We start from the raw sequence: 14562 nt of genomic DNA on the forward strand, positions 1-14562 counted from the left end.
TCGACGGATGCGGTGGTTTGGTGCGGTCGCCCTCGCGGCGGCGGCATCGATGGCGGGGTGCACCGGGCGGGAGCGGACCGCGCCGCTGCCGGCCCCGCCCGCCGGGCGCCTCGACGAGCCGGCGGTCATCGAGATCGATCTCTCGCGCGGGCTCCCCGAGAGCGCGTCGGCGTCGCTCTTCGGCCCGCCGAGCGGCAGGACCCATGCGCAGCTCGTGCGGTCGTTGCGGGAGCTCGCCGAGGCCGAGAGCGCGAAGGGTTTCCTCGTGCGGCTCGGGAGCGCGCGCCTCGCGTTCGCGCGGGCCCACGAGATCGGCCGGATCCTCGGCGACGTCCGCAAGGCGGGGCGGCCGGTCGTGTGTCACGCGGACGAGTACAACAACGCGACGATGCTGCTGGCGGCCGCCGCCTGCAGCAAGCTCTGGCTGAGCCCGGCCGGGCAGGTCGACACGGTGGGGATCGCGGCGCAGCTCATGTTCGCGAAGGGGCTGCTCGACAGGCTCAACGTGGACGTCGACTTCCTCCAGGTGGGGAAGTTCAAGGGCGCGAGCGAGCCGTTCACGCGCGAAGGGGCGAGCCCCGAGGCGCGTCAGTCGCTCCAGTCGGCGCTGGGCGGGCTCCGCGAGGCGTGGCTCTCGGGCATCGTGGAGGGGCGCGGCAAGCAGGAGCTCCGCGAGGCCGTCGAGGACGGCCCGTTCGCCCCGGAGGAGGCGAAGGCGCGGGGGCTCGTGGACGAGCTCGGCGATCTCGAGGCCGCGATCGAGGACGCGAAGAAGCTCGCCGGCACCGAGCTCTCCGTGCCGCGGTTCGGCGGCGCCCCGCGCGACCCGAGCCTCTCGCGGAGCCTCGTGGACGTGTTCCGCTCCATCTCGGGGGCGAGCACGCTGGGCGCGCCGCACGTGGCGGTGGTGCCGGCGATCGGCGGCATCACCATGACCGCCAGCGGGATGCCGCTCGGCTCGTCGGACGGGATCGGCGAGCGCGAGCTCGGGCGGATCATCACGCGCCTGACGAAGGACACGAGCGCGAAGGCGGTCGTGCTCCGGATCGATTCGCCCGGCGGGTCCGCGCTGGCGTCGGATCTGCTCTGGCAGAAGCTGATGCGGCTGCGGGAGGCGAAGCCGCTGGTCGTCTCGATCGGCGGCATGGCGGCGAGCGGCGGCTATTACCTGGCCTGCGCCGGCACCAAGATCCTCGCCGAGCCGACGAGCATCATCGGCTCGATCGGCGTCGTGGGCGGCAAGTTCGCCGTGGGGAAGGCGCTCGCGGACATCGGGATCAACGCGGAGACCGTCGCGGCCAACCCGGATCCGACGCGGGCGGCGCGCGCCGCGTACATGTCGGCGCTCACGCCCTGGGACGAGCCCACCCGCGCCCGCGTGCTCGCCAGCATGGAGGCGGTCTACGATCTGTTCCTGAAGCGCATCACGGCGGGCCGGAACCTCCCGCTGGAGACGATCGCGCCGTCGGCGGAGGGGCGGATCTTCGGCGGGGTCGAGGCCCACGAGCGCTCGCTCGTCGATGAGCTCGGCGGGCTGGAGCGGGCGATCGCGCTCGCGCGCGAGCTGGCGGAGCTGCCCGACGACGCGCCGGTCGAGATCGAGCAGGACGATGGAGGCCTGCTCGAGCTCCTGGCCGCCGGCGACGAGACCGGCGAGGACGCCGCGCGGGCCCCGGACCGCGCCGCGCTGAAGGACCGCGCTCGGGAGGCGATGGCGGGCGCCCTGCTGCCCGAGTGGCTCGGCGTCGCGCCGGAGATCGGGACGTTCGCCGCCTCCATGGCGCCGCTCCTGGCCGGGGAGAGGGCGCTCACGGTGCTACCGTTCGCGGTGACGCTCAGGTAAGGCGCGCGATCGCACCGGAAGATTGGCTTTGTACCATGGTCGTTCTGGTAGGCTGATCGGGTTCAGCATACCCGAAGCGGGTCGCCGAAATGAGCTCTTCACCTCCGGAACGGGCAGCATCAGCGTCGGGCGCGCGGAGGTCGCTGCATTCGCCGGAGCTGATGGAACCAGCGGGGCCCGCCTCCGCGGGGCAGCTGCTCATCGGAGGGAGCCGAGCCGTCACGCCTGTGTCGCGCCACCGCGGCCCGCGCGCTGAGGAAGCCTACTGGCGCGCGCGCGTGGACGAGCGCCGCGCCGCCGGCGACGCGCAAGGAGAGCGCGAGGCGGCCCTCGCCCTCGCAAGGATCCTCGCCGCGCGCGGCGTCGAGCTCGACCGGGCGGCGGCGCTGGCCCGGAGGGCGCTCTCGCTGGGCGACGACGCCGCGATGCGGAGCGAGCTGGCCGGCTGGCTGGCCGGGCTGGGCGAGCCGGCCCTGGCCGCAGCGGCGCTGCGCGGCCTCCGCGACGACGCGCAGCCGCCCGGCGCGACGGCGCGGATGCTGGTCAAGATCGCCGTGCTCCTGGCGCGCGCCAGCGACGTCGCGGGCGCGGTCGACGCGCTCGAGGAGGCGAGCGAGCTGGCTCCGGACGACGCGATGGCGAGCGAGCTGCTCGGCACCATCGCCGCCTGGGCGTCTGAGGAGGTGTTCCCCACCGCCGCAGCGAAGGCGTACCTGGAGGCGGCCAAGCGGCGCGAAGCCGCGCGCGAGCGGGAGGCGGCGTTCGAGGACCGCCTGCGCGCCTTCGAGATCGCCCCCCACGACGACATAGCCGCCAAGGCGATGGCCGCCGCGCTGTTCGTGCGCAGCCGGCACGGCGCCGCCGACGAGGTGCTCCGGGCGCACGCCGAAGCGCTCGCGGCGCGGGCATCCAGCGGCGAGGGCGAGGCCGCTGGCCCGCCCGCGCTGCAGCGCGCGACGGAGGTCCACGGCCACCGGCTCAAGGGCGCGACGAGCGAGGGCGACTGGGCGCGCGCGGTCGGCTGCGTGCTCGACGCGGGCCTCGACGGGGAGGTCGACGGCGACGCCGCCCGCGCGATCGACGAGGTGCTCGAGCAGGCAGGGCTCTACGAGCTCGTGGCCGCGCGGCTCGAAATCAGGGCCGAGCAGCGGATCGGGGCGCCGAGGGCCGAGGCGTACGCGGCGCTCGCGCGGCTCTACGCCGGCCCGCTCGCGAGCCCCGATCGCGCCGTCGAGGCCTGGATCGAGGCCGCGGCGAGCGACTCCAGCAACGCGGCGGCGCGCTCCGCGCTGCGCGAGCACGCGGCGACCCTGCACGACATGGCGCCCCTCGTCGAGGCGCTCATCCGCATCGGCGAGGGCTCGGACGCGAGGGCGAGGGACGACGCGGCGGCGCGCATCGACGCGCTCGCGGAGCTCGCGCGCCTCGCGGAGGAGAAGATCGGCGACCCCGGCCTCGCGCGGTGGGCGTTCGAGGCGCTGAAGCGCGCCGGCGGCGACCCCGAGCGCTCCGCGGCGGGGCTCGAGCGGATCGCCGAGCGGCTCAAGGCGCAGGACGAGGCGCTCGCCGCGGCGCAGCGCGCGCTCCGCGGCGCGGACACGGCCGAGGGGCGGATCGACGCGCTCCGCCGGCTCGTCGTGATCTACCGGGGCCGCCCGGACGAGCGCGCCGCCTACGAGGAGGCGCTCGTGGGGCTCGCGCGGGCGCTCCCGACCGACCGCGGCTGCCTCCTGGCGCTCGATCGGGTGAGCCGGCGGACCGGGGGCGGCGCCGCGCTCGACGCCCTGCTGCGCGCGCGGCTGGCCGAGGCGGCGCGGCCGCCGGAGGGCGACGGCGCGCGCTCCGTGAGGTCCGAGGCGATCCGCGCGTCCGCGCTGACGCGGGTCGAGCTGGTGCGCGCGCGGCTCCTCCTGTCGGCGATCGCCCGGCGGCAGGGCCAGGACGCCCGCGCGCTCGACGAGGTGTCGCCGCTGCTCGGCGAGGCGCCGGGGCACCGCGGCGCCGCCAGCGCCGCGCTCGTGCTGGCCACGCGGGCCGGGCGCCTGCGGGAGCGCGCCGACGCGATCGTGCAGCTCGCCGCGCCGGTCTGGCCGGCGCTGCGCGCGGTGCTGCTCGCGGTCGCGGCGGCGCTCTACGAGCGGGTGCGCGCCGCGCCGCTCGCGCGCGAGGTCGCGGTGCTCGCCTGCGAGGCCGATCCGTCGAGCACGCGCGCCGTCGCCACGCTCGCGTCGATCCTCACGGCGGAGCTCTCCGCCGCCGCCGAGGCGGGCGAGGCGCTCCCGTTCGAGGTCGATCGCGCGGTCGCCGCCGCGATCGAGCGCTCCATCACCACGGTGTTCCCGCGCGGCGCGCTCTGCGACGGCCTCGCGAGGGCGCTGGAGGCGCTGGGAGAGCTGCCGCTCGCGCTCGCGTGGACCCAGCGGTGGCTCGCGCTCCGGCCCGGGTCCCCCCACGCGACCACGGAGCTCATCCGCCGCGCCGCGGTCGCCGGCGACGCGGCCCGGCTCTCGGACGCGCTCGCGTGGATCCTGGCGCAGCCGAAGCCGCTCGGCGAGATGGCGGCCCCGCTGGCGAGCGCGCTGCACGCGCTCTACGACCTCGATCCCGAGCGCGGCACGGCGCTCGCGCGCCGATCGCTCGACGTCTTCGGCCCGCAGAACCCGCTCCTGCGCGAGCGGCTCTTGGAGCTCGCGCGCCGCGCCGGCGATCCGCACCTCGCCGTGACCGTGCTCGAGCGGTGGCTGGCCGTGGAGATCACGGCGTCGCACGCCACGGAGCTCATGTTCATGCTCGCCGACTGTCGCCTGGACGGCGGCGACCCCGACGGGGCGGCGCAGGAGCTCGCGCGCGCCGCCGCCACGGAGGCCGACCCCCAGGAGGTCCTCGCGCGGGTCCAGCGCATCGAAACATCGCCGCTCGGCAAGGGGCTGAGCTCCGACGGCGCCATCGCGCTGGCCGACGCGAAGGCCCGGGCGTTCACCGCGCAGGGCGCCGACGCCGCGGAGGAGGCGGCGGCCGCGTGGCGCGAGCTCGGGAGCCTGCTCTGGGACCTGGCGGAGGATCATCGCGGCGCCGAGGCCGCCTTCTTCCGGGCGAGCGAGATCGCGCCGAGCGGCGGGACCGAGCGCTACGCGCGCGACATGTGCGAGTTCGCGGGCGTCGAGGCCGCGATCGACGCGATCGTCGCCCGGGCCGCCGAGGCGCGGGGCGACGGGGGAGCGCAGCCCGCCGCGGAGGAGAGCAGGTGGTCGGGCGACGTCGGACCCGAGCGGCGCCGGCGCGCCAGCCTGCTGATCGAGGCCGCCAACCTCGCGCACGAGCACGGCTTGCCCGAGCGGGCGCTCGCCGCGGCGGCGAGCGCGATCGAGCTGGATCCGCTCCGCGCCGACGCCGTCGCGCTCGTCGAGAAGTCGGCGGACGCCGACGGCGGCGTCGCCGTCCTCGACAAGACCTACCGGCTGCTCGCCGACGCGGCCCTGGGCTGCTACGGCCGCCGCGCCGCCCATTACCGCGCCGCGCGGCAGCTGGAGCGGCGCGGCGCCTTCGAGCTCGCGCTCTCGCACGCCGTGGCCTGCTTCGAGGCGGTGCCCACCGAGGGCACCTCGTACGTGCTGCTCGCGCGGCTCGCCGAGCACGCCGGCGAGCCCGCGGAGGCCGTGCGCGCGCTCGAGCGGGTGGCGGCGACCGCCGATCCGGCGTCCCGCAACGCCTGGCTGAAGCGCGCCGCGGCCCTCACCGGCCGCACGGAGGAGGGCCTCCGGCTGCGCCTCGACATCCTGCTCCGCGCGATGGTCGTGCGCCCGGATCCGGCGATCGTCGAGGACGTGGGCGCGGCGATCCGCGACCTCGTCGCGTTCACCGGGCAGCCGGAGGTCGAGGCCATCCGCTTCGACCGCGCGGTCAAGGCCAGCATCGCGAAGCTCGAGGGCCCCGACGGGGCCCGCGCGGGGCTCGCGATGGCGCGCATCGCCGTCGAGGTCCTCGACGCGCCCGCGCTCGCGCTCGCCGCGATCGAGCGCGCGATGCTCGCCGACGGCGACGTCGACGAGTTCCAGACGCTGCTCGACATCGTCGGCCAGCTCGCCCGGCAGACCGAGCCGGCGTCGCACCTCATCGCGGCCGTGTACGCCGCCGCGATGAGGCCGCACTCGAGCGTCGGCCCCGGCCTGCTCAGGTGGGCGAGCAAGCTCGCGGGCGCGCTGAACGTGCCGCCGGTCGCGGCGGCGCTGCTCGTGGAGGCGGCGCGCCGCGCGCCCGAGGACGACGTGCTCGCCTACGAGGCGGAGGCGGCGGTCGAGGCCAGCGGCGACGAGGCGCTGAAGCGCTCTCTGGACGACGCCCTGCCGGTCGCGCGGCGCCTCGAGGCGCTGCTGCACCTCGCCGACAAGCACGAGCGCGAGGGCCAGCGCGCCGAGGCCATCGTCGCCCTCGAGCGGGCGCTCGCCGGCGGCCAGCTCCAGGGCGAGGCGCGCGCCGGGATCGTCGCCCAGCTGCGGCGGCTGTACGCGGCCGAGGGGCGCGGCGGCGATCTCGAGGCGCTCCTCCAGGCCGAGCTCTCGCGCGTGGACGTGACGGGCGCCGCTCGCCTCGAGATGACGCGCGAGCTCGCCGGCATCCTCGCCGAGGGCGGCGATCTCCACGGCGCGCTGGAGCTCCTCCTCGAGGCCGCGCAGAAGACCCCGTTCGACAAGGCGCACCTCGACGAGCTCATCCGGCTCGCCCGGCGCGGCGACGATCGCCGGCAGCTCTTCGACGTGCTCACGCGCCTCCAGGGCGCCGCTTCCAGCGACGAGGAGCGGCTGCTCGTGCTGCGCGAGCTCGCGCCGCTCGCCCAGGAGCTCGGCGATCGCGGCACCGCGGTGGCGCTCTACGAGGCGATCGCCCGGCTGGACGTCACCGACCTGCACGCCCTCGAGGTCGTCGAGCAGGACGCGAGCGATCGCGGCGATCACGCCGCCGTCGCCGCCCTGCTCGCGCGCCGCATCGAGGCGGCCCCGCTGCCGGACACGCGGCGGGCGCTGCGGCTCCGGCGCGCTGCCCTGCTCGAGCAGCGCCTCGGCCTCCTCGACGAGGCGTGCGCCGAGCTCGAGGCCCTGCTCGCGGCGTCGCCGGACGACGTGAGCGCGCTCCGGTTCCTCGCGGACATCTATGAGCGGCTCGGGACGCCGCTCCGCGCCGCCCCGCTCTGGTGCAGGCTGGGCGATCTCGCGACGACCACCGACGAGCGGGCCGAGTACAACCTCCGCGCGTGCAGCAGCTACCTCGGCGGCGGGGACGTCGAGTCCGCGAAGGACACCCTGGAGAGCGTCGCGCGCATCGCGCCGCGCGAGGCCGTGATCGAGCTCCGCGTCGAGATCGCCCGCCGGGAGGGCGACGGCCACGCGCTCGCCGCGGCGCTCGATCAGCTCGCCAGCGCGTCGCGCGACGCCCCCGAGCGGCGCGCGCAGCTGCTCGTCGAGGCGGCGCGCGCCACCTCGATGCTCGGCGACGACGCCACGGCCCTCGAGCGCGCTCGCCGCGCCGTGAAGCTCGCCCCGGACTCGCCCGACGCCGTCCTCGAGGCGCGCCGCATCGAGTATCGCCTGCGCGGGACCGGGACGCCGCGCGACGCGCAGGCCGCGGTCGAGGAGCTCGGCCGCATCGCGCCGCGCCTGCGCCCGGCGCACGTCGATCTGCACGCGTTTCTCCTGGCCGAGACGCTCGACGTCATCCAGGGCCACGGCGCGGGCATGCGCGAGCTGACCCGGCGCCACGCCGAGGTCGGCCCGAGCACGCTGGTCGCGCTCGGCATGGCGGAGCGCCTCGCGCTGAAGCGGAACTTCTCCGCCGCCCTCCCGCTGTTCGAGCGCGCGCTCGGCGGCGATCTCCAGGGCATGCGCGCGCGGGGCCGCGTCGCGCTCGCCGCCGCCGAGACCGCGCAGAACGCCGGCGAGCTCGAGACGGCGGCGCGCCTGCTCGAGGAGGCCGCGGCGGAGCCGGAGACGCGCGCGCTGGCGCTGCGGCGCCAGCTGGAGCTCACGGCTTCGCGGGGCGAGCCCGAGGCCGCCCGCAAGGCCCTCGAGGAGCTCGTCGCGCAGAGCTCGGGGATCGACCGGGCGCGCGCGCTGATGCAGCTCGCGCGCCTGCACGCGTCGAGCGATCCGGAGCGCGCGGCGCAGATCCTCGCGCAGGCCACGGTGCTGGCGGGCTCGGATCGCTCGCTCGGGTTGAAGATCGCCGAGCTGAACGCCGAGCTGGCCAGCGAGCGGGCGACCTTGCCGCCCGAGGAAGTGCCGCACGCCGGACCGGCCCGGGTCATCGTCACGGAGCCTGCCCCGGCGGCGCCCGAGGCGCAGCCCGGCGGCCCATCCCCGTCGGCCGGCGGCGCCGCGCCCGCGAGCAGCCGCGCGCCGGCGAGCGGCGTCGCGCCGGCGAGCAGCCGCGCGCCGTCGAGCGGCGTCGCGCCCGCGAGCAGCCGCGCGCCGGCGAGCGGCGCCGCGCCGGCGAGCAGCCGCGCGCCGGCGAGCGGCGCCGCGCCGGCGAGCAGCCGCGCGCCGTCGAGCGGCGTCGCGCCGGCGAGCAGCCGCGCGCCGGCGAGCGGCGCCGCGCCGGCTTCCGGCAATCCGAACATCGATCTGGTCGAGCTCAACGACCCGCTCGACGAGTCGCTGATCGCCGCCGACGCATCGCGGGCCAGCTCCCCCGCGCTGTCGGACGACGACCTGCTCGAGGGGCCCGCGGCCGTCCCGCCCGCGGGGGCGTCGCCCTCCGGCGTCGCGGCGGGCAACGTCGCGCGCAGCGGCGCCGCCTCGGGCCGCGCCGGCGCCGGCGCGCAGCACGCCTCGCCGCCGGTCTCCGCCCCGGCGTCGCTCCAGCCGCCCTCCTCCGCGACGCGGCTCCTCACCACGTGGCCGCCGTCCGCGGCCGAGAGCTTCGAGGAGGCCGCGCTCTTCCGCGAGCTCGCCGCCGGCTCGTACGAGGCGGGCGAGCGGCTCATGAAGAGCTTCGCCCCGCGCGACGATCGCTCGCGCGAGGCGCTGGCGGTCCGCCGGATGCAGGCCCACCTGCGGCTCGGCGATCGGGGCGCCCTCGAGCGCCTCCAGGCGGCCGCGGTCGCCGACAAGAACATGACCTACGCCCGCGCCATCGAGCACGTGCTGCGCGCCTTCGAGGGCGACGAGCCGTCCGACCGGCGCGGCGAGGGCGCCGTCCTGCCCCCGCTCCTCGCCGCGCAGCGCGACGCGCCGGAGCTCGTGAGCGCCCTGCTCTTCCGCGACCTGGAGTCTCCGGTCAACGAGGCGCTCGCGCTCGTCTGGGAGACCGGCCTCTACCGCCGCGACGCGGCCCAGTCCGGGCTCGTCGCCTCCGAGCGGGTCCAGCCGACCTCGCCGACCGTGCTCGGGGAGCTCTACGGCGCCGTGGCCGGCCACCTGGGTCTCCTGCGCACCGCGCTCTTCCACCAGCGCGCGCCGTCGCCTCCTCCGCCGTCGCCCGAGGGCCAGGTCGTCCGGGTCAACCCGCCGGCCGTGCTCCTGCGGGGCGAGATCCGCGAGGACAGCCCCGAGCTGCGCTACCTGCTCGGCGCTCACCTGGCCGGCGCCATGCCCGACTACGTCCTCGTGAACACCAGCACCGAGGACGAGCTCCGCACGCTCCTCTCCGCGATCGTCGCCGCCTTCGGCCCGCTGGAGGCGACCGCGCACAGCACGCGCGGCAACCCGGCCGTGGTGCGGCTGGAGCAGAACCTCTGGCAGCTCATCCCTCCGCGCGCCGAGCGCCGCCTCCGCGAGATCTGCGACAGCGCCAGCAAGATGACCTACGAGGCGGCCGTCAAGACGACCCGCACCGCGATGCGCCGCGCCGGCCTCTTCGCCGCGGGCAACCTCGCCACCGCGGTGCGCGCGACCATCAAGGAGCGCGGCCTGGAGCTCGCCGTCCCGCTCTCCCAGCCCGAGGGGCTCGCCGCCGCGTGCGCGGCGCACCCGGAGCTCGCCGATCTCGTACGCCTCGCGACGCGGATGGAGTACGCCGAAGCGCGATGGCAGCCCGGTACGGTGCCCTCACTCCGGCGGGTCGACACGGGCAGCTCGCGCTTTCGCGCTGGCACGTAGGCGTCGATGCAGCCGCCGCGCTGCCGCTTTCGACGACATGTCCTCCGCGCCCGCCCGCGCGCCCCGCGGCGCCGGCACCGCCCCTGTTGCACCCCGCCCATCCGAGGTCTCCCGTGTGCACGCCCACGCTTCACCCCGCTGCGACGTTTGCGGCCTGGTCACCTCGGTGCGTCTGTCTCAACGCGACAGCGCTGTCACAGCCTCGCCGCCCGTTGCGCGCCGCCCAGCGGCCAGGATGCACGCCGCGCGCTGCTCCGTCGAAGGCACGTACGGCGCGCGCGCCTCGCGCTGCCCGGAACGCCGGCGGCGCGTTGGCACGAACATCGCCTTCTCTTTCCAGCGTGATTTTTCCCTGCGCCTGCTCGGATGCGGACCCGTTCGGGCCGCGCGCGTTCCTCTCCTCGGCTCGGCGGCTTCCGGTCGCCAGCGTCCTTTCGGCGCCGCCGCGCGCCCCCACAGCCCCCACAACGCCGCGACGGCGCGCGCGCTGCGCCGAGCGCGCCGCGCTCTCGGCGAGGAGGGCGCCGTGAGCCCGCGACCCGCCGTGCGCGCCCTGCTGTTCGCCTGCCTGCCGGCCTCGGTGGCGTGCAGCATCCCCCTCGAGGCCTCGGATGCCGGCCCCACGAACGCCTGCGACCGGTCGGTCGAGTGTGGCCCGGGGGCGACCTGCGCGGAGGTCGACGGGCACCGCGCGTGCGTCTCGACCAGCGCGCACCTCGACGGGCTCCTCCTGGAGATCCGGCCGCGCGTCTCGCGCGAGGTGAGCGCGGAGGTCTCTCATCTCCTCGACCTCGACGCCGGCAGCAGCTTCCCTCCGGACGATGCCGGCGGGCAGGTGCATTCCCTCGATCTCAGGGTCCCCCCGCCCGCACGCGTCGACGTCACGTTGCGCCTCGGCGGGTCCTACTGCGGCGACCTCGCGCTCACGGGCGGGGACTTCCCGGTGAGGGCCGAGTTCCGGCGCATCGCGCCCCTGCTGGGCTTGCCCGCCCAGAGCTACGCGGCGGTCTCGGAGCCGAACGGCTCCGATGGCCACCGGTTCCGGCTCGCGATCCCCCCCGGGAGCTATCACCTCTACCTGGTGCCGCAGCCGGACAGCCGCTGCCCCGACGACCTCCCCCCGCCGATCTTCCTGCCGAACCAGCTGGTGCCCGAGCAGTGGACGCTCGGCATCAACGCCGAGGCTCCCGCCGTGCTTCAAGGCAGCCTGCAGGTGCCGGCGGGCTTGAGCGTCGACGGGTGGAAGCTCGACGTCGTCGACCCCCTGACCGGCAGCGTCATCTCGCAGGTCGGCGTCCTCGAGCAAGGCGAGCCCAGCCCGCCGGGGACCGTGGCGCGGGTCGAGTTCGGCGTGAAGTTCTTCTGGACCGACAGGGAGAAGAGCCAGAAGAGCCCGCTCATCCGGCTGCGGCCCAAGGACGGCGAGCCGCGCCCCACGGTCTACTGGGAGCTCGCCGCGATCGCGCTCCACGGGTCCACGGCGAACCTGACCCTCTCGCTGCTCCAGCTCGACGCGGCGGCGCGCCGCGTGGAGGGCCGGACGCTCGACGCGAAGGGCCACCCGGTGCTCTCCACCGTCCGCATCCAGAGCGCGAACATCGACCGTGCCCCGACCGCCGCCTACAAGCTGGACACCGAGACCGACGCGAGCGGCCTCTTCCGGGCCGACCTCCCGCCCGGCGAGTACGTCGTCTTCGCGCAGCCGATCAGCGACACCACCAAGGCGAGGGCCAGGCAGTCGCTCAGGTTCGCCGCCGGCGACGACTGCTACTGCGGCCAGTCGATCCTCATCCCGGAGGCCGGGACGCTGCGCGGCCGCGTCCAGGGGCCCACGGGCGAGCTGATGGACGGCGCGAGCGTTGTCGCGGTCCCCTCTCTCGGCGAGGTCACGAACTACCTCAACCAGGTGCTCAACCCGGCGTCGCCGCTGCCCCGGCAGGCGTCCGGGGTTCTGCGCAACGGCGCGTTCTCCATCGGCGCCGACCCCGGGGAGTTCGACTTCTCGGTCCGGCCGACGCCGGGCTCCGCCTACCCGTGGCTCGTGCGGCCGCGCCTGGTGGTCCCTCCGACCGACGCCGCGGTCGTCGACCTGGAGCTCGCCATGTCGTACCCGGCCGTGCTCCAGGGCATGGTCCGCGACGCGTCGGGCGACCGGCTCGGCGACGCCGCGGTCGTGGCCTGGCTGCCGGTCGAGTGGAAGACCGCGCAGGGGACGGTCACGGGGGTCATCCAGATCGGCGAGACCCGGTCGGAGCCCGACGGCTCCTACGTCCTGCCGCTCCCCCCATCGACGACCCGGTGAAGTCGGAGCGAAAAAGGGCGGTACCAGCTCAGCGCAGAGCGAGATAGGCTAGCGCCCGTGGCGCAGCCGACGCGCGGTGGGACATCGGAGCCTTCAACAGAGGATGGCCTGACCCTCGCGCCACCTCTGCGCGGCGAACCGGGGCAGCGTACCGAGGAGGAGCGCGCGAGCGCGTCCCTGCCGTCGGCGCAGGATCTCGCCGTCGCGCTGCACGAGGTCTCCAACGCGCTGACGGTGATCGTGGGCTGCATCGAGCGGGCCCAGGCCGATCGCGGCGCTGAGCTGAGCCGCGCGCTCGGCGTCGCCGTGTCGCGGGCGCGCGACGCCCGCCGCCTGATCCGGCGGGCGATCGGCGCGGACGCCGAGGGGCGTCCGGCCGGCGACGCCGAGGTCGCGTCGACGCCGCTGGGCGAGCCGACGCGGCTGCTCGCCGATGTCATCGACGACGCGGTGACCGGGCTCGAGCCCGAGGCGCGCCGCTCGTCGATCGCGCTCCGCGCCGAGATCGATCCCGACGTCGCGCGGGCGTGCGTGAGCAACGGCGCCGCGGTGGTGCAGATCTTGACGAACCTCTTGCTCAACGCGGTCGCGCTCTCGCCGCGCGGCTCTGCCGTGCGCGTGGATGCCCGGTTGGACGGCGCGGCGGTGATCGTCGGGGTGGCGGATCAGGGGCCTGGGGTGCCGCCGTCGCGCCGCGCGACGCTGCTGAGCTCCGGCGTGTCGACGCGTCCTGGCGGGGCGGGCATCGGCCTGCGCCACTCTGCGGCGCTGGCGAGCTCCGCGGGCGGCGCGCTCGCGCTCGTCCCCTCGGACGAGGGCGCCCGCTTCGAGCTGCGCTGGCCGATCGAGGGCTCCGCGCCCGCGCATGCGGGCGGCTCGCCCGGCGACGGCGGGGAGGCAGGGGAGGCGGAGGCCGGCGAGGGGGAAGCCGACGAGGCGCCGCCTGCGCCGCGCAGCATGACGTCGCCGCTCCCCGGGGCGGTCCTCGAGGGCGTGAGGATCCTGGTGGTCGAGGACGACGACGCGGTGGTGGATCTGCTCGACACGGCGCTCACGGCGCGCGGGGCGAGCATCGTCAGCGTGCAGAGCGCGGTGGAGCTCCCGGGCGCGCTCGCGTCCGGCCCGTTCCAGGCGGCGCTGCTCGACATCTCGCCGATCGCGCAGGATGTCCTCGGCACCGTCTCCGCCGTGCGCAGCGCCAACCCCGACGCGCGGCTCGTGGTGATGTCCGGCAGCGCGATCGCGGCGCCCCTCCCGGCGAACTCCGGGGTGTCGTGGGTGCGCAAGCCGTTCGAGATCCGCGAGATCGTCGAGGCGCTCGTCCGCTGACGGGAGCGGCGGCGCGGCGTCTGGAGATGCGGCGCGGGGCTCGCGCGGCGCTTCGTGGGGTAAGGGCGTCCTCCAGGTGCTGCTCCTGGTCGGCCGGCGCGGTTGCGTCCCGGCCGCGTGGCGCCTCAGCGGACGATCGGCCGAGGCCGCGCGGCCGCTACGCCGGCCAGAGCAGCCTGGGCGCCGCGCCGGCCGTGTGACGACTTCGAGAGGATTAGCTTGACTTCCCTGGCCAGCTGGGTAGGTTCCGTCCCGCGACCCACTCGCGAAGGTGGCGGAATTGGCAGACGCACTAGCTTGAGGTGCTAGCGGGTAACACCGTGGGGGTTCAAGTCCCCCCCTTCGCACTTGTAGTATGTTCCCGCATGTTTCCCTTGGCCTTTCGAGTACTTAGCTGAAGCATTCCCTTCAGCTCGTGTGCAGTACCAGCGCCGTCGTTTTTTACCTCAACCGGCCGGCGTTGGTTCCTGGAACGTTTGTGATCTCAACGGCTTGATTCAGCTCTGCTGAACGGCTGTTTGTGCCTACGCAAACGCACAGCGATGCACACGGGCTGCACACGCCCTCGGGTGAGTAAAGCCCCGGGAGCGTGCGACAAGACCAGCGCTTGTTTGTGGCGGATGTCAAGCGGATTCCGCGCGCCGCTCACGGCTGGGTGCCCGCGGGTTCAGTAGAGGCTCCCTGACCGATCGCGGGTGCGGCCTCGAGCTCCGCGTTTCGCCTGCTCAGAACGAGAGCGTCTCGACGTGCGGCACGCTTCGGCGATGCGCTGACAGCGCTCGTGCGGCGCGTTCAGCCCTCGACGGCGTCGCCGTGGTTGCAGGATCAGCCGCAGCACCGCCCGTCGAGCCGCCGCAGGACGCACCGGCTCGGCTCGCCTCAACCGGAGCGCCTCGGCTTCGTCATGCTCGCGGCTCGGGCGAGGCTGCTCGGCCGCGATGCACAGCTCGACGATCCTGCCCTCCGTTCTGACTGGTGACCGCCTGCACGCCGAAAAC

4 protein-coding genes and 1 tRNA gene are annotated in these 14562 nt (G+C 75.8%); all 5 read left to right on the top strand.

Features of this window, described 5'->3' with window-relative positions:
* The first annotated feature begins 7 nt into the window (after positions 1-7).
* Positions 8-1843 (top strand): S49 family peptidase, encoded by a 1836-nt coding sequence (locus WME83_RS49495; RefSeq protein WP_437316686.1) that lies wholly within the window; start codon positions 8-10, stop codon positions 1841-1843.
* Between the two features lie 278 nt (positions 1844-2121).
* Positions 2122-9933: a hypothetical protein gene (locus WME83_RS49500; protein ID WP_437316687.1), complete on the top strand. Its 7812-nt coding sequence runs from the start codon at positions 2122-2124 to the stop codon at positions 9931-9933.
* Positions 9934-10459: 526 nt separating this feature from the next.
* Positions 10460-12235 (top strand): carboxypeptidase-like regulatory domain-containing protein, encoded by a 1776-nt coding sequence (locus WME83_RS49505; RefSeq protein WP_437316688.1) that lies wholly within the window; start codon positions 10460-10462, stop codon positions 12233-12235.
* A gap of 57 nt (positions 12236-12292) precedes the next feature.
* Positions 12293-13564, top strand: coding sequence for an ATP-binding protein (locus tag WME83_RS49510; protein WP_437316689.1), 1272 nt, complete (start codon positions 12293-12295; stop codon positions 13562-13564).
* Positions 13565-13829: 265 nt separating this feature from the next.
* Positions 13830-13911 (top strand) — tRNA-Leu (locus WME83_RS49515).
* The last annotated feature ends 651 nt before the right edge of the window (positions 13912-14562 follow it).

Origin of the sequence: Sorangium sp. So ce385, assembly GCF_051474135.1 — a bacterium.
Taxonomy (GTDB): domain Bacteria; phylum Myxococcota_A; class Polyangia; order Polyangiales; family Polyangiaceae; genus Sorangium; species Sorangium cellulosum_D.

Coding starts and splice junctions, on each gene's coding strand:
- WME83_RS49495 (WP_437316686.1), top strand. CDS start 8: ATGCGGTGGTTTGGTGCGGTCGCCCTCGCGGCGGCGGCATCGATGGCG.